Here is a 25,233-nt window from a genome sequence, read left to right on the forward strand (position 1 = left end):
GCCCCGGCCGTCAGGCGCCCGGCGCAACAGGGGGGTGAGGCCGTTGGGGCGGGCGGGGGAGAAACCGCAACCGCAGCACACAGCGGCGCCGCACACAACCACCGGCCGCAGGGGGCACCCCGCGCACCACCGGAGGGCTACGTGTGGGGACGGCTACTCCACGCCGATCAGGAGGGGGCAGGTCTGCTGGCCGCCGTCGTAGACGACCGTGTCGACCGCGAGGTGGCTGTCGCGGACGTGGGCCTCGAGCCGGTCCGCCAGATCCGCGGGGGCGTCGGCCCCGATGACGAGTGTGACCATCTCCCCGCCCGCGGCGAGCATGCGGTCCAGGACGATGATCCCGGTCTCCACGAGGTTGCCGCCGATCACGGCGACGTCCCCGTCGATGAGGCCGAGGACGTCCCCGGCCTGGCAGACGCCGGCCATGGTCCAGGACTGGGCCTGCGCGACGGCGAGTTCGGCGTAACGCGTGGCGCCGGCCGCGGAGGTCATGGCGACGACGTCCTCGTCGAAGCGCCGGGTGGGCTCGTGGACGGCGAGGGCGGCGATGCCCTGCACCGCGGACCGGGTGGGGATGAGCGCCACGCGGACGCCCTCCGCGCGGGCCTGTTCGGCCGCGGCGCCCACCGCGTGCCGCAGTTCCACGTCGTTGGGCAGGAGCACGACCTCGCGGGCGTGGGCACGGCGGATGGCCTCCGCGATGTCGCCGCTCGCGGGCGGATCTCCGGGCCGTACGGCAACCACGGTGGCGCCGGCCTGGGCGCACAGCCCGGCGAGGCCGTCGCCGCGCACCACGGCGACGACGGCCCGCAGCGCGCGTTCAACCCGCTCGCCGGACGTCCCGCGGCGGTCCCGCTGGAGCGCGCGGGCCTGGTCGCCGAAATGCGTCACCTTGATGCGGTACGGCCGTCCCGCCTCGATCCCCGCCTCGATGGCGGCACCCACGTCGTCGACGTGGACGTGGACGTTCCACAGCCCGTCCCCGCCCACCACCACGAGTGAGTCGCCGAGCCGGTCCAGCCGCGTGCGCAGGGCGGGGACGGCGCGGTCGGGCGCCTCCAGAAGGTAGATGACCTCGAAGCCCGGGCCCCCGGGCACCGCGTGCGGGTCCCTGCCGTCCGCGGCGGCCTCGCCGCTCGCGCAGCCGTACGGCACGACCGAGGACGCGCCCCTGGGCAACGGCACCCGAAGGGCGTCGTCGAGCGGGCCCATCGGGGCCTGGCCGGAGACCGCGTCCGCGAGGGCGCCCAGGACGGCCACCAGGCCGCGGCCGCCGGCGTCGACGACACCGGCGTCGCCGAGGACGGCCAGCTGCCGCGGAGTCGCCGCCAGCGCCAGGCGCGCCGCCTCGTACGCGGCCCGGGACACCTCGTGAACGTCACCGTTCACCACGGAGGCGGCCTCCGCGGCCGCCGTGGCGACGGTCAGCATCGTGCCCTCGACCGGATGCGCGACCGCCTGGTACGCGGACTCCGCGGCCCGGCGCAGGGCCGGCCGAAGATCGCCCGCGTCCTCGGCGAGGACCTCGGCCATGCCGCGCAGCAGTTGGGCGAGGATCGTCCCGGAGTTGCCGCGCGCTCCTATGAGCGCGCCGTGCGCCATGGAGCGCAGGCACGAGGTGAGGTCCGGGGTGCTGCCGGAGGCGGCGTGGCCCTCGAAGACGGCGTCCACGGACTGGGTGGCGGACTCCACGGTCAGGAAGAGGTTCGTACCGGTGTCCCCGTCGGCGACGGGGTAGACGTTGATCGCGTCGATCTCCTCGCGTGCCCGGCCCAGCGCCTGGAGCGACAGCCGGCACCATGCGCGCACCGCGGGAGGGTCGAGCGTCGGCGGCACGTGTTCCTCCTGCGGGGGCGGCCGGGGACCTGGGGTGGGGAGGTGTCCGCACGCAGCGTACTGAGGGCCGCGACCCTCCGGGTGACCGCCCCGCACCGCTGACCATGGTAATTTCGAGGGACAGGAGCGGACGTAGTATGCTGCTCCGGTTGCCCGGGGCTGTCCCGGGCCGTCCCTCGGCACCACCGGTCTTCCTTCAATGCACTTGGACGGACGTCGGGCGCCGCCGGGATTTATCCGTAAGTGCATCTGAAGTCTTTGGAGTGACCCGTGGCTGCCAACTGCGACGTCTGCGGCAAGGGGCCGGGCTTCGGCAACAACATCTCGCACTCGCACCGCCGTACCCGCCGTCGTTGGAACCCCAACATCCAGACGGTGCGTGCTGTGGTCGGTCGGACGCCGAAGCGCCTCAATGTCTGCACCTCGTGCATCAAGGCCGGCAAGGTCGCGCGCTGACGCATAGGACGTCGTAGCGCAGCCTTTGCGGCTACCGGAGCCGGTCCACCCTCGTGGTGGACCGGCTTTCTGCTGTGCTCTCCCGTAGGCCCCGTCAGCGCTGCCGCCAGGCGTGGTCCACAGGGCCGATCCCGCCGCCCAGCGGGAAGCCCGCCGCGATGGCGCCGGTGACGTACTCCTTGGCGGCGCGGGCCGCATCCGGGACGTCCAGCCCCCGTGCCAGGAACGAGGCGACGGCGGACGCCAGGGTGCAGCCGGTGCCGTGGGTGTGCCGGTTGTCGTGGCGCGTGGCGCGCAACCAGTACTCACTGCTGCCGTCGGTGAACAGGTCGACGGCGTCGCCGCTCAGGTGGCCGCCCTTGATCAGCACCCAGCGGGGGCCGCACTTGAGGACGGCCGCCGCGGCCTCGCGCATGGCCGGCTCGCAGTCCACCACGACTCCCGTGATCTGGCGCACCTCGTCCAGGTTGGGGGTCGCGACGGTGGCCAGCGGCAGCAGCCGCGTCCGTACGACCTCGACCGCGTCGGCCGCCAGCAGCGGGTCGCCGTGCTTGGAGACGCCGACGGGGTCGACGACCACGGGGACGTCGAGTGGGGCGAGGAGTTCGGCGACGGCGGTGACGAGCCCGGCCGAGGAGAGCATCCCGGTCTTCACCGCCTGTACGCCGATGTCGTCCACGACGCTGCGGAACTGGGCCCGTACGGCCTCGACCGGGAGTTCCCAGGCGCCCTGGACGCCCAGCGAGTTCTGCGCGGTGACGGCGGTGACCACGCTCATCCCGTGGACGCCGAGGGCGAGCATGGTCTTCAGGTCGGCCTGGATGCCCGCGCCGCCGCCGGAGTCGGAGCCGGCGACGGTGAGCACGCGTGGTGGGATCGTCATACGGCGAATCTAGTCGCCGCTACTCGGCCCCGAAGTGGTCCCAGCCGCCCGCCTTGTCCCAAGGGGCGCCGTCCACGGTGACCTGGGGTGTCGTGGTGACCTTCACCACCCGGCCGATGACCCGCCAGCGGGCGGGCAGCTTCGCGTCCGGGGGGAAGGCCGCGACTATCGCGTGGTCCTCTCCCCCGGTCAGCACCCAGTGCAGCGGGTCGACCCCGACGGCCTGGCCGATGTCGGCCATCTGCGCCGGGATGTCGATGTCGGCGGAGGACAGGTCGATGGTGACGCCGCTGGCGGCGGCGATGTGGCCGAGGTCGGCGACGAGCCCGTCGCTGACGTCGGTCATGGCCGTCGCGCCGAGTTCCGCTGCGGCGGGACCGGCGTGGTACGGCGGTTCGGGACGGCGGTGCGCCTCGACGAAGGCGCGCGGGGAACGGAATCCCCGGGAGAGGACGGCGAGTCCCGCCGCGGACCAGCCCAGCCAGCCGGTGACGGCGACGACGTCCCCGGGGCGGGCACCGGATCGGGTGACGGGTTCCCGGTCGCGCAGGTCACCCAGTGCCGTGATGGACACCATGATCGTGTCACCGCGGACGACGTCGCCGCCGACCACGGCCGCGCCGGCCACCTGGCACTCGTCCCGGATGCCGTCCATCAGCTCGACCGGCCAGGTCACCGGCAGGTCGGCCGGGACCACCAGGGCCAGCAGCACCGCGGTCGGCACGGCGCCCATGGCGGCGATGTCGGCGAGGTTCTGCGCGGCGGCCTTGCGACCCACGTCGTAGGCGGTGGACCAGTCACGGCGGAAGTGCCGCCCCTCGACAAGCGCGTCGGTGGTGGCCACCACCCGCCGGTCCGGGGCGGCGACCACGGCGGCGTCGTCACCCGGTCCGAGCCGGACGGCGGGGCTGGAGGTGAGCCGGGCGGTCAACTCCCTGATGAGCCCGAACTCCCCCAGTTCGCCCACGGTGCCCTTCATCTGACTGTCCCCTTCACCTGGCCGGTCCCCTTCTGTGTGCGCTGGCGCGGCGGCTTCGGCACGGCCGGTACCGCGCGGGTCTCCCCGCGGCATGCGGCGACGCGGTACCGTGACGTTCCCTCCCACATGATCCTCGTAGCCGCCCTGGAGGTTCCGTGGTACAGGCGTACATTCTGATCCAGACCGAGGTCGGGAAGGCCTCGGCAGTAGCGGAGGTGATCTCCAAGATTTCCGGGGTCATCCAGGCCGAGGACGTCACCGGGCCGTACGACGTGATCGTGCGTGCCCAGGCCGACACGGTCGACGACCTGGGGCGCCTCGTGGTGGCGAAGGTGCAGCAGGTGGACGGGATCACCCGCACCCTGACCTGTCCGGTCGTCCATCTGTAGGCCCCCTGTAGGCTCGGCGGGTGATGTACCGCCGGGTAGCGCTAGTCTCCGTGTCCGCCGTCGCGTGCCTGTCCGCGGCGGCGGTCTGGATTTCCGCCTCCGACGGTGCCGCGGGCGGGGTCGCCGTCCCGTCGCCCTCCGCCGACGCCGCCCGGTTGTGCGGTGCCCTCCACGACGCGCTGCCCGGGAAGGTCGACGGCCTGTCGAAGCGATCGGTGAGCCCCGTCTCCGGCCTCACCGCCGGATGGGGGGATCCTACGGTGGTGCTGCGCTGTGGCGTGCCGCGACCGGAGATGCTGACCCCCGGCAACCCGGCGTACAACCCCACCGCGGAGGCGGTGGAGGTCAATGGCGTGAGCTGGCTCATCGAGAGGACCGACGACGGTTACCGCTTCACGACGACCGGCCGCAAGGCCTTCGTCGAGGTGACCGTACCCGCCAAGTACCGGCCCGAGGTCGACCCGCTGACCGACCTCGGGCACGCCGTGGAGACGACGATCCCCTCCGAGCTCTGACGGACCCGGCCCACCACTGCCGGCGGGCCCCGGCTCAGCGCAGGCCGGTGGGGCGCCGCAGCGCGGCCTGGATCAGCCGGTCCACCAGTTCCGCGTAGCCGACGCCGCTCTCCCGCCACATGCGCGGGTACATGGAGATCGGCGTGAAGCCGGGCATCGTGTTGATCTCGTTGATCACGAACTCGCCGTCGTCCTGCAGGAAGAAGTCCGCGCGGACCAGGCCCTCGCAGGAGGCCGCGTCGAAAGCGGCCACGGCCAGCCGCTGCACCTCGGCTGTCTGCTGCGGGGTCAGCGGCGCGGGGACGACGCCCTCGGCGGAGTCGATGTACTTGGCCTCGAAGTCGTAGAAGTCGTGCGCCGTGACCGGCGGGATCTCCGCGGGGACGGAGGCGCGCGGGCCGTCCTCGAACTCCAGGACGCCGCATTCGATCTCGCGGCCCCGCAGCAGCGACTCCACGAGCACCTTGGGGTCGTGCCGACGGGCCTCCTCGATCGCCGCGTCCAGGCCGGCGAGGTCGTCCACCTTGCTGATGCCCATCGAGGACCCGGCGCGGGCCGGCTTCACGAAGACCGGCCAGCCGTGGTCGGCGGCGAAGTCCACGACCTTCTTGCGGGCCGCGGCCGGGTCGTGCTCCCACTCCCGGGGGCGGATCACGACGTACGGGCCGACGGGCAGGCCGAAGGAGGTGAAGACGCGCTTCATGTACTCCTTGTCCATACCGACGGCGGAGGAGAGCACGCCGGAGCCCACGTAGGGCACGCCGGAAAGCTCCAGCAGGCCCTGGAGGGTGCCGTCCTCGCCGTACGGGCCGTGCAGCATGGGGAAGACGACGTCGACGTCGCCCAGGACCTTGGGCACCGAGCCGGGCTCGCTGTAGACGACCTCGCGGCTGGCCGGGTCCACCGGCAGCAGCACCGAGCCGTCGGAGGACTCGGTGAGCTGCGCGACGCTCGGCAGCGTACGGTCGGCGATCGCCATCCGGGACGGGTCGTCGGCGGTCAGCGCCCAACGGCCGTCGGTGGTGATGCCGATCGGCAGCACGTCGTACTTGTCGCGGTCGATCGCGCTCAGCACGGCGCCTGCGGTGACGACCGAGATGGCGTGCTCGGAGCTGCGTCCGCCGAAGACGACGGCGACGCGCGGCTTGCGGGAAGAAGGCTGAATGCTCATGTCGCGTTGACCTTACCGGTTCCGGACGTCAGCGTTCCGACTTCGCGGACCGCGACATCAGCTCCTTGACCGCGACGACCGGCTGCTTCCCGTTGTGCACGATGTCGACGACGGTCTCGGTGATGGGCATGTCGACGCCGTGCCGGCGCGCCAGGTCGAGCACCGACTCACAGGACTTGACGCCCTCGGCGGTCTGCCGGGTGACCGCGATGGTCTCCTCCAGCGTCATGCCCTTGCCCAGGTTGAAGCCGAAGGTGTGGTTGCGGGACAGCGGCGAGGAGCAGGTCGCGACGAGGTCGCCCAGGCCCGCCAGACCGGAGAAGGTCAGCGGGTCCGCGCCGAGCGCGATGCCGAGCCGAGTGGTCTCCGCCAGCCCGCGCGTGATCAAGGAGCCCTTGGTGTTGTCGCCCAGTCCCATGCCGTCCGCGATGCCGACGGCCAGGCCGATCACGTTCTTCACCGCGCCGCCGAGTTCGCAGCCGACGACGTCGGTGTTGGTGTACGGACGGAAGTACGCCGTGTGGCTGGCGGCCTGCAGCCGCTTGGCGACGGCCTCGTCGCGGCAGGCGACCACGCAGGCGGCGGGCTGCCGCGCGGCGATCTCCTTGGCCAGGTTGGGGCCGGACAGCACGGCGACGCGCTCCGGGCCCGCCTTGGCGACCTCCTCGATGACCTCGCTCATCCGCTTGGCCGTGCCGAGTTCGACGCCCTTCATCAGGCTGACCAGCACCGAGTCGCGGGGCAGCAGCGACTGCCACTCGGCCAGGTTGCCACGCAGCGTCTGCGACGGTACGGAGAGGATCACGAACTCCGCGTCCCGGGCGGCCTCGGCGGGGTCGGTGGTGGCGGTGATCGTCGGGGGCAGCTCGACACCGGGCAGGTAGTACGGGTTGGTGCGCGTGCTGTTGACGGCCTCGACCACCTCGGGACGGCGGCCCCACATGGTCACCTGGGCGCCGGCGTCGGCGAGCACCATCGCGAAGGCGGTGCCCCAGGAGCCCGCGCCGTACACCGCGCAGCGCGTCGTCACTTGGTGATCCCCTTCTGCTTGCGCGGGTCGAAGCGCTCCGCGGGCGGGGTCGCACCGCGCAGTTCGCCCAGCAGTTCACTGATGGCGGCCATGATGGCGTCGGTGGCGTCCCTGAGCACCTCGGCGCTGGCGTCCTGCCCGTAGAAGGCCGACAGGTCCACCGGCGGCCCGGCGACGACCCGCAGGGTCTTGCGCGGGAAGAGGCGGAGCTTTTTCTCCTTGGCGTACGGGGGCATGACCTCGTTGGCGCCCCACTGGGCGACCGGGATCACGGGGGCCTTGGTCATCAGCGCGACCCGGGCGACGCCGGTCTTGCCCACCATCGGCCACATCTCGGGGTCGCGGGTCAGCGTGCCCTCCGGGTAGAAGGCGACGCACTCGCCGGAGTTGATGGCGTCCACCGCGGACCGGAAGGCGTTGGCGGCGTCGGTGCTCTCCCGGTAGACGGGGATCTGGCCGGTGCCGCGCAGGATCGTGCCGACGAAGGCGGGCTTGAACAGCGGCGCCTTCGCCAGGAAGCGGGGGACCCGCCCGGTGTTGTACTGAAAATGCGCGTACGACAGTGGGTCGAGGTACGAGTTGTGGTTGACCGCCGTGATGAATCCGCCCTCGGCCGGAATGTGCTCCATTCCGCGCCAGTCCCGCTTGAAGAGAACGACAAGCGGCGGTTTGGCGATGACGGCTGCGAGCCGGTACCAGAAGCCGATTCTGCGGCGGGACACCAGAACTCCTCCTCGTTCCGCCGCCGACCCGGGATCACCGGACCGCGGCCTGCTGTGGTCGACGGCACCGTACGGCCGGTGCGGCCGCACAAGTGTCGCCGGTAGGGGCACCGTAACGCCAGGGCGAAAGGCCCCCGGGTGTGCCCCTGACGCAAGCGCCGAGGCCAGGGGCCCGGGCGCGTACCGTCCGGGCACGTATCCGGGAGATCGTGCACCCGGAGGCGGACCGCCGGGAAGGGGGGTTGGGGGCAGGGTGGCGGTGGCCCCGGCGGACCCGAGCACAATAGTTCGGTGTCGCCACCCGTGGAATGGTCGCTCGTCGTCCCGCTGAAGCCGCTGACCGCCGCCAAGAGCCGCCTCGCGGAGGCCGTCGGCCCGGTGCGGACCGGGCTGGCACTGGCCTTCGCGCAGGACACCGTGGCCGCCGCGCTCGCCTGCGAGGCGGTACGAAATGTGACGGTCGTCACCGATGACCCGCTCGCCGGGGCCGCGCTGGGGGCCCTTGGGGCGCGCATTCAGCCGGACTCCCCGGCGGCCGGCCTCAACGCCGCACTGCGGCACGGCGCCGAAGCGGTCCGGCAGAGCCTGCCCGCGGCGGCCGTGGCGGCCCTGAACGCCGATCTCCCGGCCTTGCGGCCCGCCGAACTGGCCGCGGTGCTCCGTGCGGCCGGCCGGTGCCCTGGACGGTCGTTTCTGGCCGACGCGGCCGGAATCGGCACCACGCTGCTGGCGGCCACCCCCGGGGCCGCCCTCGCGCCGGCCTTCGGAGGTCCCTCGCGGGCCCGCCACCGGGCCTCCGGCGCCCATGAGATCGCCCTGCCGGACGTGGACTCCGTACGCCGGGACGTGGATACGGGCGAGGACCTGACCGCCGCCCTGGTCCTGGGGGTCGGGCCGCATACGCGGGCGCTGCTGCGGCCCGGACTTCGGGCGGCCACGCGGGACGGCGCCGCGGGAGCCGGGCCCGGCGGGTGCCCGGCCACGGGCGCACCGGCTCCGGGCAGCGGTGCCCGATAGGCTGAGACCCATGCAGGCCACCGCGTACACCTACGACCCCGAGACCCGCGCCGGCAGCGTGCTGCTGGATGACGGGACGCCGCTGCCGTTCGACGCGGCGGCGTTCGACGCCGGTGGACTGCGGCTGCTGCGGCCCGGCCAGCGGGTGCGGATCCGCACCGAGGGCAGCGGGGACGGGCGCCGGGTGGTGTTCGTGACGCTGCAGACCTTCCCCGACCCGGGGGCCTGAGCACATGACGACACGGGCCGGGTGCCCCTGACTCAGGGGTACCCGGCCCGTCGGCGTGTGCGGGTCCGCGGAATCGCTACCGCTTGGCGGTCCGCTTGGTGGCGGCCTTCCGGGCCGCGGACTTGGCGGGCGCCTTCTTGGCCGGGGCGGTCTTCTTGGCGGCCGCCTTCTTCGCCGTGGTCTTCTTGGCGGCCGCCGTCGTCGCCTTGGCCGCGGTGGCCTTCTTGGCCGTGGCCTTGGCGGCGGTGGTCTTCTTGGCGGCCGCCTTCGCGGTGGTGGCCTTCTTCGCCGTCGTCTTCTTCGCGGCGGCCTTCTTGGTGGTGGCTTTGGCGGTGACGCCTCCGCTCAGGCTGCCCTTGGGCGCCTTCTTGACGGAGACCTCTCCGGCCTTGGGGAGCTTCTTCGACCCGCTGACCAGGTCCTTGAAGCCCTGACCGGCACGGAAGCGCGGGACGGAGGTCTTCTTGACCCGGACCCGTTCCCCGGTCTGGGGGTTGCGGGCGTAGCGGGCGGGACGCTCCACCTTCTCGAACGAGCCGAAGCCGGTGACCGAGACCCGGTCCCCGCTCACCGTCGCGCGGACGATCGCGTCCAGGACGGCGTCGACCGCGTCCGCGGCCTGCTGACGGCCGCCGAGCTTGTCGGCAATCGCTTCAACGAGCTGCGCCTTGTTCACGTCTTCCCCTTCGGAAACTTGCCCGGCGATGAAGTTCGGGCTTTTTCGCACGCTAGGCGGATATATACCGCAAATCAAATACGAAACGGGCGAATCACCCTTGTGCCGCAACGAACTCGGGGCTCAGGAAGGCCTTTGATCGGGGAATCGGCCTTCGTCGAGGTCCTTCATCAGTTCCTCCAGACGCCTTGCCGCACCCGCGAGATCGTGCTTCGCGGCCGCGGTGATGACGAGCAGCCGCCGGGTCAACTGCATCCTGACGTCCTCCGGCACTTGCAGACCCGCCACACGGGTGTGGGCCTGCTTCAACCTGGCAGCGAGGAACCCGTACAGCTCGAGTTGGCCATCGTGTTCCATGTGCCGATTGTGTCATCTGCGGTGAGTTGTCACGAGGTGTGGAGCCGAACACGCCGCAGCGCCCCCCGCCCGGTGGGGCGGGGGGCGCTGCGGAGGTGGGCCGACGGGCGGCCGCGAGGGCCGCCGGACCGCTCAGACCTGCAGGGTCTGCGGCTTGAAGGAGGGGCGCTTGGCCTCGTACGCGGCGATGTCGGCCTCGTTCTGCAGGGTGAGGCTGATGTCGTCCAGGCCGTTGAGCAGCCGCCAGCGGGCGTTGTCGTCCAGCTCGAAGGGGGCGGTGATCCCCTCGGCGCGGACCTCGCGGGCCTGCAGGTCGACGGTGATCTCGACCGACGGGTCGGCCTCGGTCAGCTGCCAGAGCTCCTCGACCGTCTCCTGCGGCAGGATCACGGTGAGCAGGCCGTTCTTCAAGGAGTTGCCGCGGAAGATGTCGGCGAAGCGCGAGGAGATCACGGCCTTGAAGCCGTAGTTCTGCAGGGCCCACACCGCGTGCTCACGGGAGGAGCCGGTGCCGAAGTCCGGGCCGGCGACCAGCACGGTCGCCCCCTGGCGCTCGGGCCGGTTGAGGACGAACTCGGGGTCCTTGCGCCAGGCCTCGAACAGGCCGTCCTCGAAGCCGTTGCGGGTGACCTTCTTCAGCCAGTGGGCCGGGATGATCTGGTCCGTGTCGGCGTTGCTGCGGCGCAGCGGGACGGCGCGGCCGGTGTGCGTGGTGAAAGCTTCCATCGTTCTCAGGCCTCCAGGACGGCTGCGCCGGGAAGATCGGCGGGGGACGAGAGGCGGCCGGTGACCGCGGTCGCGGCCGCGACCTGCGGCGACACCAGGTGCGTGCGGCCGCCCTTGCCCTGCCGTCCCTCGAAGTTGCGGTTGGAGGTGGACGCGGAGCGCTCACCGGGGGCCAGTTGGTCGGGGTTCATGCCCAGACACATCGAACAGCCCGCGTGCCGCCACTCGGCACCCGCCTCCTTGAAGACCTTGTCCAGGCCCTCCTCCACGGCCTGCAGGGCGACCCGGACCGAGCCGGGGACGACCAGCATCCGCACGCCGTCGGCGATCTTGCGGCCCTTGACGACGGAGGCGGCGGAGCGCAGGTCCTCGATACGGCCGTTGGTGCAGGAGCCGACGAAGACGGTGTCGACCCGCACCTCGCGCAGCGGCGTACCGGGCTCCAGTGCCATGTACTCCAGCGCCTTCTCTGCGGCCAGGCGGTCGCTGGCGTCCTCGAAGCCGGCCGGGTCCGGCACGGAGGCGCTCAGCGGGGCGCCCTGGCCGGGGTTGGTGCCCCAGGTGACGAACGGGGACAGTGAGGCGGCGTCGATGACGACCTCGCGGTCGAAGACGGCGTCCTCGTCGGTCCTGAGCGTCTCCCAGTACGCGACCGCGGCGTCCCAGTCCTCGCCCTGCGGGGCGTGCGGACGGCCCTGCAGGTATTCGAAGGTGGTCCGGTCCGGGGCGATCATGCCGGCCCGGGCGCCCGCCTCGATCGACATGTTGCAGATGGTCATCCGGGCCTCCATCGAGAGCTTCTCGATGGCCGAGCCGCGGTACTCGATGACGTAGCCCTGGCCGCCGCCGGTGCCGATCCTGGCGATGATCGCCAGGATCAGGTCCTTGGCGGTGACACCGTCGGGCAGCTCGCCGTCGACGGTGATCGCCATGGTCTTGAACGGGGCCAGCGGCAGGGTCTGGGTGGCCAGCACGTGCTCGACCTGGCTGGTGCCGATGCCGAACGCCAGCGCGCCGAAGGCGCCGTGCGTGGAGGTGTGGCTGTCACCGCAGACGACCGTCATGCCCGGCTGGGTCAGGCCCAGCTGCGGACCGACGACGTGCACCACGCCCTGCTCGACGTCGCCCAGCGGGTGCAGTCGCACTCCGAACTCGGCGCAGTTCTTGCGCAGCGTCTCCAGCTGCGTGCGCGAGACCGGGTCGGAGATCGGCTTGTCGATGTCGAGGGTGGGGGTGTTGTGGTCCTCGGTCGCGATGGTGAGGTCCAGCCGGCGCACCTGGCGGCCGTTCATCCGCAGACCGTCGAAGGCCTGCGGGCTGGTGACCTCGTGGAGCAGGTGCAGGTCGATGAAGAGGAGGTCGGGCTCGCCCTCGGCGCGCCGCACGACGTGATCCTCCCAGACCTTTTCCGCGAGTGTCCTTGCCATCGCATTCCCTCCGACCGGCCGCTCTGCCGGCCTGTTCGTCGTTGCCCTGCGTGTCCGCCCCCTCGTGAGGGGTGGCCGCAGCGGCCTGTGCATCCAGCGTGCCGCGTCCGCCGGAAAATTGAACTTGCGTTTCACAGAGTGAGACGCAAGTATCGTTGCATGGACAACAGTAGTGGCGTCGGCGTTCTCGACAAGGCGGCTCTGGTGCTCAGCGCACTGGAGTCCGGCCCGGCCACCCTGGCCGGGCTCGTGGGTGCCACGGGTCTCGCCCGCCCCACCGCACACCGCCTCGCCGTCGCCCTGGAGCACCACCGCATGGTGGCGCGCGACATGCAGGGGCGCTTCATCCTGGGCCCTCGGCTGTCCGAACTGGCCGCCGCGGCGGGCGAGGACCGCCTGCTGGCCACGGCCGGCCCGGTGCTCACGCACCTTCGCGACATCACCGGCGAGAGCGCCCAGCTCTACCGTCGCCAGGGCGACATGCGCATCTGCGTGGCCGCCGCCGAGCGGCTGTCCGGACTGCGGGACACCGTCCCGGTCGGCTCCACGCTGCCGATGAAGGCCGGATCCGCCGCCCAGGCCCTGCTCGCGTGGGAGGAGCCGGAGCGGCTCCACCGCGGACTGCAGGGGGCCCGCTTCACGGCCACCGCGCTCTCCGGCGTACGGCGGCGCGGCTGGGCCCAGTCGATCGGAGAGCGCGAGCCGGGTGTGGCCTCCGTCTCGGCCCCGGTGCGCGGCCCGTCCAACCGCGTGGTGGCGGCGGTGTCCGTCTCCGGCCCGATCGAGCGGCTCACCCGGCACCCCGGGCGCATGCACGCCCAGGCCGTCGTGGACGCCGCCGCCCGCCTGTCCGAGGCACTGCGTCGCAGCGGCTGAGGCCGGGGCACCGGCCTCAGGCCGCCCGCTCCTCGCCCGCCTTCAGCCGCTGCGCCGCCGTCTCACCGCGGCGTCCCACCGGGACGACCCCCGTCGCGGCGCCCAGCCCGAAAGCGGGCATGTCGACGTACACGGACTCGTGGCCGCCCGCCGGCACGGCATACGTCTCGTGCCAGAAGCCCACTGCGCCCTTGCCGGCCCGCGCGCGGCGGTTGAACGCCGCCCACGCGGGCCGGTGCTGCTTGTCCTGCTGGGAGGCGTACGCGAAGAGCGCCTCCGTGGACTTCCAGTACTGGACGACGTAGATCACCCGGGGCCCGCCGAACAGCAGCCGGTACCCGAGGAAGCCGCTCCCGTCGTCCTGCGACAGCTCCCGCAGCATGCGCGGCATGGCCCGGAACACGGGGAGCCAGCTGCCCAGCGACCGGAAGCGGTTGATCCGCATCCCGATGAGGAACACGACGATGCCCCCCTCGGCGGCGGCGGTGCTGCGACCCGGAATCACCTGCGCGGACATGCTTCTCCCCCTGCCATCCGTATTGGATAGCGGCACTATCCATGCTTAGATAGTGCCACTATCCAATGGAGGGCGCAAGGGAATGCGACTGGCGGAGCTGAGCGAACGCAGCGGCGTGGCGACGGCCACGATCAAGTACTACCTGCGCGAGGGCCTGCTCCCGCCCGGCCGTCGCGTCACGGCCACGCAGGCCGAGTACGGGGAGGAGCACCTGCGCCGGCTGCGGTTCGTCCGGGCGCTGATCCAGATCGGCAAGGTGCCGGTGGCCACCGCGCGCGAGGTGCTCGCCGCGGTGGAGGACGAGTCGCTCAACCAGCACCTGCGGCTCGGCGCCGCCACCTACGTCCTGCCGCACGGCCCGGAGCCCGACGAGGACGACCCCGCGACCGAGACCGCCCGACGCGAGGTGGACGGGCTGATGGCCGAACTCGGCTGGCAGTACGGCGGCGAGGAGCACGGCCCCGCCCCCGCGTACCGGATGCTCGTCACGGCGGTCGCCGCCCTGACCCGCCTCGGATACCCCAGCAGCACACGGCACTTGGCGCCCTACGCGCGGCTCGCCGCCCAACAGGCCGTCCACGACCTGGATCTGGTGGAGACCTACGACACCCCGCTGGAACAGGCGGCCGCCGCCGTGACGCTCACGGTGCTCTACGAGCCGGTACTGCTGAGCCTGCGCCGGCTCGCCGAGGCCGAGGAGTCCCGGCGCCGCTTCGGAGTTGGGTGAGGCGTGGCACCGCAGTACACCAGGCGCGGAGGCGGGGCATGGGGACGGGGGGAGAAACGGAAGAGGCCCCCCGCCGAAGCGGAGGGCCACTCCTCGATGTACCCCCGACCGGATTCGAACCGGCGCTACCGCCTTGAGAGGGCGGCGTGCTAGGCCGCTACACAACGGGGGCAAGCCTTGTGGAAATGCGCTGGGGTACCAGGACTCGAACCTAGACTAAATGAACCAGAATCACTCGTGCTGCCAATTACACCATACCCCATGGTGTGTCAAGTACCCCCGACCGGATTCGAACCGGCGCTACCGCCTTGAGAGGGCGGCGTGCTAGGCCGCTACACAACGGGGGCCCTAGCGATCCCTGCCAGAGAGATCAGTACCCCCGACCGGATTCGAACCGGCGCTACTGCCTTGAGAGGGCAGCGTGCTAGGCCGCTACACAACGGGGGCTTTGCAGAAGATCTGCGCTGGGGTACCAGGACTCGAACCTAGACTAACTGAACCAGAATCAGTCGTGCTGCCAATTACACCATACCCCACCAAAACTCAACCCCCCGCGGGGGGTTTTGTTTGGCCGCGCTCCCCGTGCCAGCCTTTTCGGCCCGCCCGGGCGGCGCAGGAAGAACATTACCCGATCGGTGACGGGGCTCCAAAACGAGTATCCGCCGCCAGAAGCGCGGGCAGCTCCGCGAGCCCGGTGATCCGCCGCAGGTCCGGCTCGGTCACCGAATCCGTACGGTCCAGCCACACTCCGTACAGGCCCGCCGCGTCCGCGCCGCGCGCGTCGGTGTCGGCCTTGTCGCCCACGTAGGCGACCTCCTCCGGTGGCAGCCCCAGTGCCCGGCACCCTCCCAGGAAGGCTTCCGGCGCGGGTTTGGCGTGCCCCAGTTCCTGCGAGCACACCAGGCACTCGAAGCGGTCGCGCAGCCCCAGCCGGGCCAGCTTGCGCTCCTGGTGGGCGGTGCTGGAGTTGGACAGCAGGCCGTGCCGGTAGCCCGGGGTGAGGGCCTCCAGCGCCGGCACGACATCGGGGAAGACCGACCAGGCGGCCTCGAAGTGCACGTAGTAGGCCGCGAACCAGGCGTCGGCCACGGCATCACCCACGGACGGCCCCAGGAAGGCCCGGACCCGCTCCCTGCGGTGTTCGGTGAAGGTCAGCTCCCCGTTGAGGAAGCGCGCGTAGTGCGTCTCCATCACCTCGCGCCACATCCGCAGCGCCCGCTCCTCGCCGCCGAGCGCGCCGAGCAGACCCTCGGCCTCCAGGTGACGCAGCGCTCCGGCCCGCTCGGCGGCCGAGTAATCGAAGATCGTGTCGTCGATGTCCCAGAGCACGGCGCGGATCGGCATACGTCGACTCTAGTCCGGTGCTCCGTCCGGAGTACCGGTGTGTGGCGGCCACGGGGTGAACAGCGTCCGGCGGCTCTCGAAACGGCGCCGTTCGCCCGTCACGGGGTCGTCGAACTCCAGCACCCGGGCCAGCAGCCGCAGCGGGCGGGAGAAGTCTCCGGGCGCGGCCGGCGGCAGGACGTGCGGGTAGAGGGGGTCGCCGAGGATCGGCACCCCGAGGGCGTTCATGTGCACCCGCAACTGGTGGGTGCGACCGGTCTCGGGACGGAGCCGGTAGCGGGCCGGCCCGCCGAGGTGGTCAGGCACTTCCAGCAGTTCCACGTGACTGCGGGCGTTGGGCTCGCCGGGGACCTCGCGGGCCGCCATCTCACCGCGCTCCTTCACGATCCGGCTCTCCACCGTGCGCGGCAGCGCCAGGGCCGGGTCGTACCGGGCGACGGCCTCGTACTCCTTGCGCACCAGCCGGTCGCGGAAAATCGTCTGGTAGGCGCCGCGCAGCTCGGGGCGGATCACGAACATCACCACGCCCGCCGTCAGCCGGTCGAGCCGGTGGGCCGGGCTGAGCCCGGGCAGCGCGAGGTCGTGGCGCAGCCGGCTCAGCGCCGTCTGCACGACGTGGCCGCCGCGCGGCATGGTGGCGAGGAAGTGCGGCTTGTCGACGACGAGCAGCCGGTCGTCCCGGTGGAGCACCTCGATCGCGAAGGGCACCGGGACCTCCTGCGGCGGCTCCCGGTGGAACCAGACGTGGCCGCCCGGGCGGTAGGCGGCGTCAGGCGCGAGCGGTCCGTCGGCGCCGTGCACCTCCCCCGCCGCGAACATGGCGTCCACCCGCTCCGGGGGGACGGCCGCGCCCAGGCGGTCCACCAGATGGTCGCGGACCGTCGCCCACGCCCCGGTGCCGGGCAGCCGTACGCGCACGGGATCGACCCCGCGGCGCTGGGGCAGCGGGGCTGTCGGGGGGCTGGTCCTGCGGCGCATGGGACGGTCCGGGAAGCGTGCCGCCCCGGGCTTTTGGCCAAGGCCCGGGGCGGATCGGTGTACCGCGGTCAGCCGGCCAGCTTCGCCAGGGCGGCGTCGACGCGGGCCAGGGTGCGCTCGCGGCCGAGCACTTCGAGGGACTCGAAGAGCGGCAGTCCGACGGTGCGGCCGGTGACGGCGACCCGGACCGGCGCCTGGGCCTTGCCGAGCTTGAGGCCGTGGGTCTCACCGGCGGTGAGGACGGCGTTCTTGAGGGCTTCGGCGTTCCAGTCGGCGGCCGCCAGGTTCTCGCGGGCGGTGGTGAGCAGCGCCGCGGCCGCGGCCTGGTCCTTCATCGCCTTCTGCCAGGACGCCTCGTCCTCCGCCGGCGCGTCGAGGAAGAGGAAGTCGACGTTGTCGGTGATGTCGGAGAGCACGGTCAGACGGGTCTGCGCGTGCGGCGCGATCGCCTCGAAGGCGGCCTGGTCGAACGCCTCGGGCGCCCAGGGGGCGAACGGGGCCCTCAGCCACGGGCCACAGGCCTCGACGAACGCCTTGACGTCCAGCATGCGGATGTGGTCGGCGTTGATCGCCTCCGCCTTCTTGAGGTCGAAGCGCGCCGGGTTGGCGTTGACCGCGTCGATGTCGAAGGCGGCCACCATCTCCTCGACGGTGAAGACGTCGCGGTCGGCGGAGAGCGACCAGCCCAGCAGCGACAGGTAGTTGAGCAGGCCCTCGGGGAGGAAGCCGCGCTCGCGGTAGAGGTTGAGGGAGGACTGCGGGTCACGCTTGGAGAGCTTCTTGTTGCCCTCGCCCATGACGTACGGCAGGTGACCGAAGAGCGGGGTGGTGCCGTTGCCGACGCCGATCTCGGCGAGCGCGCGGTAGAGCGCGATCTGGCGCGGGGTGGAGGACAGCAGGTCCTCGCCGCGCAGCACGTGCGTGATCTCCATCAGCGCGTCGTCGACCGGGTTGACCAGCGTGTACAGCGGGGCGCCGTTGGCCCGGACGATGCCGTAGTCGGGCACGTTGTCCGGGGTGAAGGTCAGCTCGCCGCGGACCAGGTCGGTGAAGGTGATCGTCTCGTCCGGCATGCGGAAGCGGACGATGGGCTCGCGGCCCTCGCGCTCGTACGCGTCGACCTGCCCGGCGGTGAGGTCGCGGCAGTGGCCGTCGTAGCCGGAGGGACGGCCGGCGGCGCGGGCGGCGTCGCGGCGCTCGTCGAGCTCCTCGGTGGTGCAGTAGCACTTGTACGCGTGCCCGGACTCGATCAGCTTCGCGGCGACGTCCTGGTAGACGTCCATGCGCTGCGACTGCCGGTAGGGCGCGTGCGGGCCGCCGACCTCGGGGCCCTCGTCCCAGTCGAAGCCGAGCCAGCGCATGGCCTCCAGCAACTGCTGGTACGACTCCTCCGAGTCGCGGGCGGCGTCGGTGTCCTCGATGCGGAAGACCAGGCTGCCCCCGTGGTGGCGGGCGAACGCCCAGTTGAACAGGGCGGTGCGGACCAGGCCCACATGGGGGTTGCCGGTCGGCGAGGGGCAGAAACGTACGCGTACGGGTGCTGCGCTAGTCACGCTTGATCACCTTGTTGGTGAGAGTGCCGATGCCTTCGATGGTGACGGCGACCTCGTCGCCGACGTGGAGCGGTCCGACACCCGCCGGGGTGCCGGTGAGGACGACGTCGCCCGGGAGCAGCGTCATGGCCTCCGTGATGTGCACGATCAGGTCCTCGATGGAGCGGATCATCTGGCTCGTGCGGCCGGACTGGCGCAACTCGCCGCCCACGGTCGCGGTGACGGCGAGGTCGTTCGCGGCGGCGAGGTCGAGGTCCGTCTCGATCCAGGGGCCGATGGGGCACGAGGAGTCGAAGCCCTTGGCGCGCGCCCACTGCTTCTCGGCCTTCTGGGCGTCCCGCGCGGTGACGTCGTTGGCGCAGGTGTAACCGAGGATGACCTCGGCCACGCGCTCCCGCGGGACCTCGCGGCACATCCGGCCGATGACGACGGCGAGCTCGGCCTCGTGGTGCACCTCGTGCGAGAAGGAGGGGTACACGATGGGGTCGCCCGGGCCGATCACCGAGGTGGACGGCTTGAAGAAGGCGACCGGGACCTCGGGCACCTCGTTGCCCAGCTCTGCGGCGTGCTCGGCGTAGTTGCGGCCGATCGCGACGACCTTGCTGGGGAGCACCGGCGGCAGCAGCCGGACCTTGCTCAGCGGCACCTTGGTGCCGGAGCGCTCGAACTCGGCGAACGGGATGCCCTTGATGATGTCGAGGACGAGTCCGTCGGGGACGGACTCGTCGCCCTCGACGACGCCGAAGGCGACATTGCCGTCGATGGAGAACCTGGCGATGCGCACGGGAAGCAGCTCACCTCACTGGCCGGAGACTGACGCTCCAGGTTATCCCGGGGGTGGCTTGCGGACCCGCCCGCCGAGCCGCGCCTCAGGCGGTCGGCAGCTCCGTCAGGACGGTGCGGCGGGGGTTGGCGGTCTGCCGGGGCAGCACAACGGCTTCCGCGCCCTCGACGGCCGGGGCGACCTCTGCGGTCCGCGTGTCCTCGGCGTCCGTGAGGTGCGCGAGGGTGGTGCGGCGCGGGTTGGCTATGGGTCGCATGATCATGGTCGTCTTCATGGGACGGTCAGAACCTCGTGTGGTTACCGGGCGCCCGCCGGGGCGCGGTTGACGTAGTACACGGCTGTGTCAAACGTCAATCTATCGGCGCCCATTCCCCGATTCGGATGACCAATACAACGGCCAGCCTGTGATTTTCCTCACGAACGCAAGGACAAGCGGGGCGAATCGGTCGGCTCGTCGATACCACCGAAACCGACATCACGGCCGATCCGGACTCTTCACCCCCGGTTGGTGACAGCCGGGCACCGGCCGGGATGCCCCAACACCCCTGGAGAAAGCCCGGATTGCCGGAAGACATCCGAAAGCGCACCGACGCCGCGTGATCACCCGGACGCGCTGAGTCACGTGTTCCACTCGAAACCTGTCGGCCCTTGTTGGACGTGCGGCACTGTGCTGGAATTCCCCGGACCGCCGTATCAACAGATGCCGGCGCGCAGGGGGGAGCGTGCGATCGCCGAGCGGCGGCGGCCAATGGGTATCCGCCGGGGAGGGCGGGACTCCGAAGACTCGACACCGTCCTGCCGCCCGTGCGGGGGACGCCTGGTCCAGAGGTTGCGACGCTAGTGCAGGGACGTTTCAAGAGGGATGGCGGCGCTGCGGGCGACCCGGAACAGCGCGGTGGGACCGAACACGGCCCCACCCGCCGGGATGAGACCGCAGACGCCGGAACCGCGGGCGCGCAGAGCGGCGCCACGCCGGGGAGCGGTGTGCGCACCGGCCCGAAGCACGGCTCCCGAATAGCCATGCGCAACTGGCGCATCAGCACTCGTCTGGTGTCGCTGCTCGCGCTGCCGGTGGTCGCCGCGACCACGCTGGGTGCCCTGCGCATCCAGAGCTCGCTGGAGAACGTGCAGCAGTTGGAGGCCATGACCTCGCTGACCGACCTCACGGAGCAGGCGACCAAGCTCGCCGCCGCGCTCCAGGAGGAGCGAGACGTCTCGGCCGGCCCGCTGTCCAGCAAGCCCCGGGACGAGAACGACGACAACATCCAGGCGGCCCTGCAGAAGACCAAGCTGGCGCGCACGGCCTTCGTCAACGCCTCCAACGAGGTCTCGCCGGACCTCACGGGCGTCAACGCCTCCCTGACCGCGATCAACCGTCAGCTCGGCTCCCTCAGCGCCATTCGTGAGGGTGCGTACGAGCAGGACGGCTACATCGCGCAGACGGTCAGCGAGTACGACGAGCTCATCCAGTCGCTGATCGACCTCTCCCAGGAGATGGCCGAGGCCACCGGTAACTCGGACATGATCGCCAGCACCCGCGCGCTGGCGGCGTTCTCCGCCGCCAAGGAGTACGACTCCATCCAGCGCGCCGTCGTCAGTGCCGCGCTGGCCAACGACCGCCGCCTCAGCGCCAACGACTACCGCTACCTGGCGGGCGCCCACCGCTCCGAGGGCACGGAACTCAAGCAGTTCAGCCAGATCTACGGCCGCGCGAACTCCGAGGACCTCCTCAAGGGCCTGAGCGGCGGCAACGACATCGTCACCAAGGTCGACGAGCAGGCCGAGCGCATCGCGGCCTCCGAGTCGAGCATCCAGAACTTCCAGGGCACCTACCTGGACTGGGACGACGACGCCAAGACCAAGCTCCAGCTCATGGGCCAGATCGAGCAGACCCTGCTGCAGCAGATGCAGCAGCAGGCCCTGAAGCTGCGCGACGAGGCCCAGCAAGAGGCGATCATCAGCGGTGCGCTGATCCTCCTCGTGCTCGGCATCTCGGTCGTCGGCGCCTTCGTCGTCGCCCGCTCCATGGTCCGCTCGCTGCGCCGGCTGCAGGACACCGCCCAGGAAGTCGCCCAGAAGCGACTGCCCGAGCTGGTCAAGCAGCTCTCCGAGTCCGACCCGCAGGACGTCGACACCTCGGTCGAGTCGATCGGCATCCACACCCGGGACGAAATCGGCCAGGTGGCCCGCGCGTTCGACGAGGTCCACAGCGAGGCGGTCCGCCTCGCCGCCGAGCAGGCGCTGCTGCGAGGGAACGTCAACGCGATGTTCACCAACCTCTCACGCCGCAGCCAGGGCCTGATCCAGCGTCAGCTGAGCCTGATCTCCGAACTGGAGTCCCGCGAGGCCGACCCGGACCAGCTGTCCAGCCTCTTCAAGCTCGACCACCTCGCGACCCGTATGCGCCGGAACGGCGAAAACCTCCTCGTCCTCGCGGGCGAGGAGCCCGGCCGCCGCTGGACCCGCCCGGTCCCGCTGGTCGACGTCCTCCGTGCCGCGGCCTCCGAGGTGGAGCAGTACGAGCGCATCGAGCTCACCTCGGTGCCGGCCGTCGAGGTCACCGGCCGCGTCGTCAACGACCTCGTCCACCTGCTCGCAGAGCTGCTGGAGAACGCGACCTCGTTCTCCTCCCCGCAGACCAAGGTCAGGGTCACCGGTCACGCGCTGCCCGACGGCCGCGTGCTGATCGAGATCCACGACACCGGCATCGGCCTCTCCCCGGAGGACCTCGCCGACATCAACGAGCGGCTCGCCAACCCGCCGACGGTGGACGTCTCCGTCTCCCGCCGCATGGGTCTGTTCGTGGTCGGCCGCCTGTCCCTGCGACACGGCATCCGGATCCAGCTCCGTCCGTCCGACTCGGGCGGCACCACCGCGCTCGTCATGCTGCCGGTGGACGTCACCCAGGGCGGCGCCAAGCCGCAGCCCGGCGCGGGCAACCGCGGCCAGCAGCCGGGCGGTGCCCCCGACGCGGTTCCGGGCGGTCCCGCGGCGGCCATGGGCGCCGGCGCCCCAGGCACGGGGCTGGCCGGCATGCACCGCGGAGGGCAGCGCGGCCAGGTGTCCGGTTCCGCCGCACGTCCGGCGCTCAACTCCGGTCCCGGTACGGGCCCGCAGGGCGGCCGTCCGGGCGGCCCCGGTGCTCCGGCGGCGCCCGGCCCGCAGCGCTCGGGCCCGAGCTGGGCCAACGAGCAGGTCCCGGGTGGCCAGGGCAGGCCGCAGCAGCAACCGCAGCGGCACGCGGCTCCGCCGCAGCGTCCGGCTGCGCCGCAGCCGATGGGCGCGGCCCACGGCCCCGAGGCCGACATGCCGCGCGGTCACGAAGACCTGGAGTCCACGGCGCAGTTCGAGCGTCCGGACTTCAACGCCATGCCGCACGCCCCGCAGGGGTACGGCGGTCCGCAGATGCCCCAGGCCCCGCAGATGCCGCAGGCCCCGCAGATGCCCCAGGCCCCGCAGGCGCCGGCGATGCCGCAGCACGGTGGACAGGTCCCGCAGCAGCAGGGCCAGTTCACCCGCAGCGACGTCTTCCAGCGCCCCGCGGCTCCGCCGCAGACCCCGCACGTCCCGCAGACCCCGCCGCCCGCCCCGGCAGCGCCGCAGGGGCCGCGGCACTCCGCCGCGTACGCCCAGGGCCCCGGTGCCGGCCAGCAGCAGCAACCCACGGCGCCGCAGGCCGACCGGCAGCCGCTGCCGGCCGCCAGTGAGCCTATGGCGCTGCCCCCGGCCCCCGTACGCGGGGACGAGGCGAGCCCGATCTTCGACTCCCTCGAGTCGGACTGGTTCCGCACCGGTCGCGCGGAGCGCATGCAGCAGGTGCACGTCGAAAGCGGCCCGGTCGCCCCTCAGCGCAACGGCAACGGCCCCGGTGCCGGCGCGCCGACCCGGCCGCCGCAGCGTCCGCAGCAGCCCGCGCCGCAGCAGCACCCCCAGCAGCCGCAGCGGTCCCGCGCCGCCGAGTACCCGGCGCCGCCCTCGCACCCGGCACAGCCGGCGCAGCCGCCGCAGCCCCCGCGACGCGAACCGGCGACGTGGCGTTCCTCACCGAACGACGAGGTGTGGGAGCGCGCCGGCCAGGTGCGACAGCCGTCCGCGGGCGGGGTCACCCCCTCGGGCCTGCCCCGGCGGGTCCCCAAGGCCAACCTCGTCCCGGGAGCCGGTGCTCCCCAGCAAGCCCCACAGGGCGGTCCGCAGGTTTCCCGGGCCCCCGACGACGTGCGCGGACGCCTGACCAACCTCCGTCGCGGTATCCAGCAGGGTCGCCAGGCCGGTACGGGAATGACCGACGGCCGCGGCTTTGGCACCACTCACCAGCAGGAGCGTTAGTTGAGTCAGATGAGCCAGGCGGCACAGAATCTGAACTGGTTGATCACCAACTTCGTGGACAACACCCCCGGGGTGTCCCACACCGTTGTCGTATCCGCCGACGGCCTGCTGCTGGCCATGTCCGAGGGTTTCCCCCGTGACCGTGCCGACCAGCTGGCGGCCGTGGCCTCCGGTCTCACTTCGCTGACCGCGGGCGCCTCCCGCATCTTCGAGGGCGGCAGCGTCAACCAGACCGTCGTGGAGATGGAACGCGGCTTCCTCCTCCTGATGACGATCTCCGACGGGTCCTCGCTGGCCGTACTGGCGCACCCGGAGTGCGACATCGGCCTCGTGGGTTACGAGATGGCCCTGCTCGTCGACCGGGCGGGCGCCGTTCTCACACCCGACCTGCGCGCAGAACTCCAAGGCAGCCTGATGGGCTGAGCTCCCCGGAGCCCAGCCGAATGCACGCCCCATGACTACTCGCGACACGCGTCCGCTCTTACCCGGAGGACCATTCATGACCCCGCCGCCCGCCTCGCCCGGCCCGTACGGCGCGCCCCACCATGCGCCGTACGGGGGCGAAGGCGACCAGCCGCTGGTGCGGCCGTACGCCATGACCGGTGGTCGCACCCGGCCGCGCTACCAGCTCGCCATCGAGGCACTGGTCAGTACCTCTGCGGACCCGGGAGCCTTCCAGGGGCTGCTCCCCGAACACCAGCGCATCTGCCACCTGTGCATGGAGATCAAGTCGGTCGCCGAGATCTCCGCACTGCTGGGGATCCCGCTGGGGGTGGCCCGGATTCTGGTGGCCGACCTGGCTGAGGCCGGTATGGTCGCCATCCACCAGCCGAGCAGTGGCGAGGCCGGCGGACAGCCTGATGTGACACTGCTCGAAAGGGTGCTCAGTGGACTTCGCAAGCTCTAGGCCGGGGCAGCAGCAGGCGGCGTACGGTGCGCCGCCCGCGGCCCGGTCCACCACCTCGGCGAAGATCGTGGTGGCGGGTGGCTTCGGCGTGGGCAAGACCACGTTCGTCGGAGCGGTCTCGGAGATCAACCCGCTCCGTACGGAGGCCGTGATGACCTCGGCGTCCGCGGGCGTGGACGATCTGACGCACGTGGCCGACAAGACCACGACGACCGTGGCCATGGACTTCGGTCGTATCACGCTCGACGACGACCTGATCCTGTACCTGTTCGGTACGCCGGGCCAGGACCGGTTCTGGTTCATGTGGGACGACCTGGTCCGCGGTGCCATCGGCGCCGTCGTCCTGGTCGACACCCGCCGGCTGGCCGACTGCTTCCCCGCGGTCGACTACTTCGAGAACAGCGGCCTGCCGTTCGTCATCGCCCTCAACGGCTTCGACGGCCACCAGCCGTACACGCCCGACGAGGTCCGGGAAGCGCTGCAGATCGGCCCGGACGCTCCCATCATCACCACAGACGCCCGGCACCGCGCCGAGGCGAAGAGCGCGCTCATCACGCTCGTGGAACACGCGCTGCTCGCTCGCCTCAAGTAAGCGTTCCAGCTTGCCACTTCGCGTATGGACCGGCTGTGTCTTTTGACATGGCCGGTCCTTCTGTTCATAACGTTTCGACCGCGAATCGGAACAACCCGAACACCGCCCGCGCCCAATCGGCTTCACTGCGCACACATCTACCCAGTGAATTGCCACCGCTTTATGCTTATGCCCCTTTTAACCGGCGCGTGATCATGACTTCACACTCCTCGCCGG

27 protein-coding genes and 5 tRNA genes are annotated in these 25,233 nt (G+C 71.6%); 11 read left to right on the forward strand and 21 right to left on the reverse strand.

All coding sequences use genetic code 11. The features are described 5' to 3' along the window. Positions 1–153 precede the first annotated feature (153 nt). Positions 154–1,836, reverse strand: coding sequence for a DAK2 domain-containing protein (locus AC3EUJ_RS09785; protein ID WP_431960661.1), 1,683 nt, complete (start codon positions 1,834–1,836; stop codon positions 154–156). A gap of 270 nt (positions 1,837–2,106) precedes the next feature. Between AC3EUJ_RS09785 and rpmB the strand changes: the two genes are divergently transcribed. Beyond that, positions 2,107–2,292 (forward strand): 50S ribosomal protein L28, encoded by a 186-nt coding sequence (rpmB, locus tag AC3EUJ_RS09790; protein WP_014628431.1) that lies wholly within the window; start codon positions 2,107–2,109, stop codon positions 2,290–2,292. 94 nt (positions 2,293–2,386) lie between these two features. Here rpmB and thiD read toward each other — a convergent pair whose 3' ends face one another. Both thiD and AC3EUJ_RS09800 read right to left on the reverse strand, forming a co-directional pair. Beyond that, positions 2,387–3,175: a bifunctional hydroxymethylpyrimidine kinase/phosphomethylpyrimidine kinase gene (gene thiD, locus AC3EUJ_RS09795; RefSeq protein ID WP_431960662.1), complete on the reverse strand. Its 789-nt coding sequence runs from the start codon at positions 3,173–3,175 to the stop codon at positions 2,387–2,389. A 19-nt stretch (positions 3,176–3,194) separates the two neighbouring features. Further along, entirely contained in the window at positions 3,195–4,154 is a 960-nt protein-coding gene (locus tag AC3EUJ_RS09800; RefSeq protein WP_431960663.1) for a thiamine-phosphate kinase, read from the reverse strand. A gap of 155 nt (positions 4,155–4,309) precedes the next feature. Between AC3EUJ_RS09800 and AC3EUJ_RS09805 the strand changes: the two genes are divergently transcribed. Further along, positions 4,310–4,543 (forward strand): Lrp/AsnC family transcriptional regulator, encoded by a 234-nt coding sequence (locus tag AC3EUJ_RS09805; protein WP_431960664.1) that lies wholly within the window; start codon positions 4,310–4,312, stop codon positions 4,541–4,543. A gap of 50 nt (positions 4,544–4,593) precedes the next feature. Beyond that, positions 4,594–5,058 (forward strand): DUF3515 domain-containing protein, encoded by a 465-nt coding sequence (locus AC3EUJ_RS09810; protein WP_431960665.1) that lies wholly within the window; start codon positions 4,594–4,596, stop codon positions 5,056–5,058. 34 nt (positions 5,059–5,092) lie between these two features. Here AC3EUJ_RS09810 and AC3EUJ_RS09815 read toward each other — a convergent pair whose 3' ends face one another. The 3 genes from AC3EUJ_RS09815 to AC3EUJ_RS09825 are packed head-to-tail and all read right to left on the reverse strand — an operon-like array spanning position 5,093 to position 7,981. After that, positions 5,093–6,229: a D-alanine--D-alanine ligase family protein gene (locus AC3EUJ_RS09815; RefSeq protein ID WP_431960666.1), complete on the reverse strand. Its 1,137-nt coding sequence runs from the start codon at positions 6,227–6,229 to the stop codon at positions 5,093–5,095. Between the two features lie 28 nt (positions 6,230–6,257). Next, entirely contained in the window at positions 6,258–7,259 is a 1,002-nt protein-coding gene (locus AC3EUJ_RS09820; RefSeq protein ID WP_431960667.1) for an NAD(P)H-dependent glycerol-3-phosphate dehydrogenase, read from the reverse strand. Beyond that, positions 7,256–7,981 (reverse strand): lysophospholipid acyltransferase family protein, encoded by a 726-nt coding sequence (locus AC3EUJ_RS09825; RefSeq protein ID WP_431960668.1) that lies wholly within the window; start codon positions 7,979–7,981, stop codon positions 7,256–7,258. The genes AC3EUJ_RS09820 and AC3EUJ_RS09825 overlap by 4 nt, the downstream gene beginning before the upstream one ends. Before the next feature lie 303 nt (positions 7,982–8,284). On the opposite strand from AC3EUJ_RS09825, the gene cofC reads away from it, so the two are divergent. Continuing rightward, a complete protein-coding gene (gene cofC / locus AC3EUJ_RS09830) occupies positions 8,285–8,998 on the forward strand; it encodes a 2-phospho-L-lactate guanylyltransferase (protein ID WP_488180953.1) in 714 nt (237 codons plus the stop codon). Positions 8,999–9,008: 10 nt separating this feature from the next. Further along, a complete protein-coding gene (locus AC3EUJ_RS09835) occupies positions 9,009–9,227 on the forward strand; it encodes a hypothetical protein (protein ID WP_018562077.1) in 219 nt (72 codons plus the stop codon). A gap of 76 nt (positions 9,228–9,303) precedes the next feature. Here AC3EUJ_RS09835 and AC3EUJ_RS09840 read toward each other — a convergent pair whose 3' ends face one another. From AC3EUJ_RS09840 to leuC, 4 genes are all read right to left on the reverse strand, one after another. Next, a complete protein-coding gene (locus tag AC3EUJ_RS09840) occupies positions 9,304–9,903 on the reverse strand; it encodes an HU family DNA-binding protein (protein WP_431960672.1) in 600 nt (199 codons plus the stop codon). 123 nt (positions 9,904–10,026) lie between these two features. Next, entirely contained in the window at positions 10,027–10,260 is a 234-nt protein-coding gene (locus AC3EUJ_RS09845) for an SCO5555 family protein (RefSeq protein WP_361012465.1), read from the reverse strand. A 132-nt stretch (positions 10,261–10,392) separates the two neighbouring features. Further along, entirely contained in the window at positions 10,393–10,986 is a 594-nt protein-coding gene (gene leuD, locus AC3EUJ_RS09850) for a 3-isopropylmalate dehydratase small subunit (RefSeq protein WP_431960674.1), read from the reverse strand. A gap of 5 nt (positions 10,987–10,991) precedes the next feature. Next, positions 10,992–12,413: a 3-isopropylmalate dehydratase large subunit gene (leuC, locus tag AC3EUJ_RS09855; RefSeq protein ID WP_431960676.1), complete on the reverse strand. Its 1,422-nt coding sequence runs from the start codon at positions 12,411–12,413 to the stop codon at positions 10,992–10,994. A 159-nt stretch (positions 12,414–12,572) separates the two neighbouring features. On the opposite strand from leuC, the gene ndgR reads away from it, so the two are divergent. Continuing rightward, the gene (ndgR, locus tag AC3EUJ_RS09860; RefSeq protein ID WP_431960678.1) at positions 12,573–13,289 is read left to right on the forward strand and encodes an IclR family transcriptional regulator NdgR; all 717 of its coding nucleotides are present in this window, start codon (positions 12,573–12,575) and stop codon (positions 13,287–13,289) included. A gap of 16 nt (positions 13,290–13,305) precedes the next feature. Here ndgR and AC3EUJ_RS09865 read toward each other — a convergent pair whose 3' ends face one another. After that, entirely contained in the window at positions 13,306–13,806 is a 501-nt protein-coding gene (locus AC3EUJ_RS09865) for a DUF4188 domain-containing protein (protein ID WP_431960680.1), read from the reverse strand. An 82-nt stretch (positions 13,807–13,888) separates the two neighbouring features. Between AC3EUJ_RS09865 and AC3EUJ_RS09870 the strand changes: the two genes are divergently transcribed. Continuing rightward, positions 13,889–14,533, forward strand: a complete 645-nt coding sequence (locus tag AC3EUJ_RS09870; RefSeq protein WP_431960682.1) for a MerR family transcriptional regulator — start codon at positions 13,889–13,891, stop codon at positions 14,531–14,533. A 99-nt stretch (positions 14,534–14,632) separates the two neighbouring features. Here the strand turns inward: AC3EUJ_RS09870 and AC3EUJ_RS09875 are convergent. The 10 genes from AC3EUJ_RS09875 to AC3EUJ_RS09920 all read right to left on the reverse strand — a co-directional run bounded on the left by AC3EUJ_RS09875 (position 14,633) and on the right by AC3EUJ_RS09920 (position 19,466). Then, a tRNA-Glu gene (locus AC3EUJ_RS09875) sits at positions 14,633–14,705 on the reverse strand. 18 nt (positions 14,706–14,723) lie between these two features. Beyond that, positions 14,724–14,795 (reverse strand) — tRNA-Gln (locus AC3EUJ_RS09880). 12 nt (positions 14,796–14,807) lie between these two features. After that, a tRNA-Glu gene (locus tag AC3EUJ_RS09885) sits at positions 14,808–14,880 on the reverse strand. Between the two features lie 27 nt (positions 14,881–14,907). After that, positions 14,908–14,980 (reverse strand) — tRNA-Glu (locus tag AC3EUJ_RS09890). Positions 14,981–14,997: 17 nt separating this feature from the next. After that, a tRNA-Gln gene (locus AC3EUJ_RS09895) sits at positions 14,998–15,069 on the reverse strand. Positions 15,070–15,157: 88 nt separating this feature from the next. Beyond that, entirely contained in the window at positions 15,158–15,877 is a 720-nt protein-coding gene (locus AC3EUJ_RS09900; RefSeq protein ID WP_431960683.1) for an HAD family hydrolase, read from the reverse strand. A 9-nt stretch (positions 15,878–15,886) separates the two neighbouring features. After that, entirely contained in the window at positions 15,887–16,855 is a 969-nt protein-coding gene (locus AC3EUJ_RS09905; RefSeq protein WP_431960684.1) for a pseudouridine synthase, read from the reverse strand. 68 nt (positions 16,856–16,923) lie between these two features. Continuing rightward, on the reverse strand, positions 16,924–18,408 hold the full coding sequence (gene gltX / locus AC3EUJ_RS09910; RefSeq protein WP_431960685.1) for a glutamate--tRNA ligase: 1,485 nt from the start codon (positions 18,406–18,408) through the stop codon (positions 16,924–16,926). Further along, positions 18,401–19,192, reverse strand: a complete 792-nt coding sequence (locus AC3EUJ_RS09915; protein WP_431960686.1) for a fumarylacetoacetate hydrolase family protein — start codon at positions 19,190–19,192, stop codon at positions 18,401–18,403. The genes gltX and AC3EUJ_RS09915 overlap by 8 nt, the downstream gene beginning before the upstream one ends. Before the next feature lie 85 nt (positions 19,193–19,277). Further along, a complete protein-coding gene (locus AC3EUJ_RS09920) occupies positions 19,278–19,466 on the reverse strand; it encodes a hypothetical protein (RefSeq protein WP_354795788.1) in 189 nt (62 codons plus the stop codon). A 566-nt stretch (positions 19,467–20,032) separates the two neighbouring features. On the opposite strand from AC3EUJ_RS09920, the gene AC3EUJ_RS09925 reads away from it, so the two are divergent. The 4 genes from AC3EUJ_RS09925 to AC3EUJ_RS09940 all read left to right on the forward strand — a co-directional run bounded on the left by AC3EUJ_RS09925 (position 20,033) and on the right by AC3EUJ_RS09940 (position 25,017). Continuing rightward, positions 20,033–23,518, forward strand: a complete 3,486-nt coding sequence (locus AC3EUJ_RS09925) for a sensor histidine kinase (RefSeq protein ID WP_431960687.1) — start codon at positions 20,033–20,035, stop codon at positions 23,516–23,518. 9 nt (positions 23,519–23,527) lie between these two features. Next, complete coding sequence (locus tag AC3EUJ_RS09930) at positions 23,528–23,941, forward strand: roadblock/LC7 domain-containing protein (protein WP_431960798.1); 414 nt, start codon at positions 23,528–23,530, stop codon at positions 23,939–23,941. A gap of 76 nt (positions 23,942–24,017) precedes the next feature. Beyond that, complete coding sequence (locus AC3EUJ_RS09935) at positions 24,018–24,425, forward strand: DUF742 domain-containing protein (RefSeq protein ID WP_431960688.1); 408 nt, start codon at positions 24,018–24,020, stop codon at positions 24,423–24,425. Then, entirely contained in the window at positions 24,406–25,017 is a 612-nt protein-coding gene (locus AC3EUJ_RS09940; protein ID WP_431960689.1) for a GTP-binding protein, read from the forward strand. Before AC3EUJ_RS09935 ends, AC3EUJ_RS09940 begins: the two co-directional genes overlap by 20 nt. Positions 25,018–25,233 lie beyond the last annotated feature (216 nt).

The organism is Actinacidiphila sp. bgisy160 (genome assembly GCF_057707815.1).

Excerpts from the sequence above, each read along its gene's own strand:
- thiD (WP_431960662.1), bottom strand. The coding sequence starts at position 3,175 with ATGACGATCCCACCACGCGTGCTCACCGTCGCCGGCTCCGACTCCGGC.
- AC3EUJ_RS09800 (WP_431960663.1), bottom strand. The coding sequence starts at position 4,154 with ATGAAGGGCACCGTGGGCGAACTGGGGGAGTTCGGGCTCATCAGGGAG.
- AC3EUJ_RS09815 (WP_431960666.1), bottom strand. The coding sequence starts at position 6,229 with ATGAGCATTCAGCCTTCTTCCCGCAAGCCGCGCGTCGCCGTCGTCTTC.
- AC3EUJ_RS09835 (WP_018562077.1), top strand. The coding sequence starts at position 9,009 with ATGCAGGCCACCGCGTACACCTACGACCCCGAGACCCGCGCCGGCAGC.
- AC3EUJ_RS09845 (WP_361012465.1), bottom strand. The coding sequence starts at position 10,260 with ATGGAACACGATGGCCAACTCGAGCTGTACGGGTTCCTCGCTGCCAGG.
- leuD (WP_431960674.1), bottom strand. The coding sequence starts at position 10,986 with ATGGAAGCTTTCACCACGCACACCGGCCGCGCCGTCCCGCTGCGCCGC.
- leuC (WP_431960676.1), bottom strand. The coding sequence starts at position 12,413 with ATGGCAAGGACACTCGCGGAAAAGGTCTGGGAGGATCACGTCGTGCGG.
- ndgR (WP_431960678.1), top strand. The coding sequence starts at position 12,573 with ATGGACAACAGTAGTGGCGTCGGCGTTCTCGACAAGGCGGCTCTGGTG.
- AC3EUJ_RS09865 (WP_431960680.1), bottom strand. The coding sequence starts at position 13,806 with ATGTCCGCGCAGGTGATTCCGGGTCGCAGCACCGCCGCCGCCGAGGGG.
- AC3EUJ_RS09870 (WP_431960682.1), top strand. The coding sequence starts at position 13,889 with ATGCGACTGGCGGAGCTGAGCGAACGCAGCGGCGTGGCGACGGCCACG.
- AC3EUJ_RS09900 (WP_431960683.1), bottom strand. The coding sequence starts at position 15,877 with ATGCCGATCCGCGCCGTGCTCTGGGACATCGACGACACGATCTTCGAT.
- AC3EUJ_RS09905 (WP_431960684.1), bottom strand. The coding sequence starts at position 16,855 with ATGCGCCGCAGGACCAGCCCCCCGACAGCCCCGCTGCCCCAGCGCCGC.
- AC3EUJ_RS09920 (WP_354795788.1), bottom strand. The coding sequence starts at position 19,466 with ATGAAGACGACCATGATCATGCGACCCATAGCCAACCCGCGCCGCACC.
- AC3EUJ_RS09930 (WP_431960798.1), top strand. The coding sequence starts at position 23,528 with ATGAGCCAGGCGGCACAGAATCTGAACTGGTTGATCACCAACTTCGTG.
- AC3EUJ_RS09935 (WP_431960688.1), top strand. The coding sequence starts at position 24,018 with ATGACCCCGCCGCCCGCCTCGCCCGGCCCGTACGGCGCGCCCCACCAT.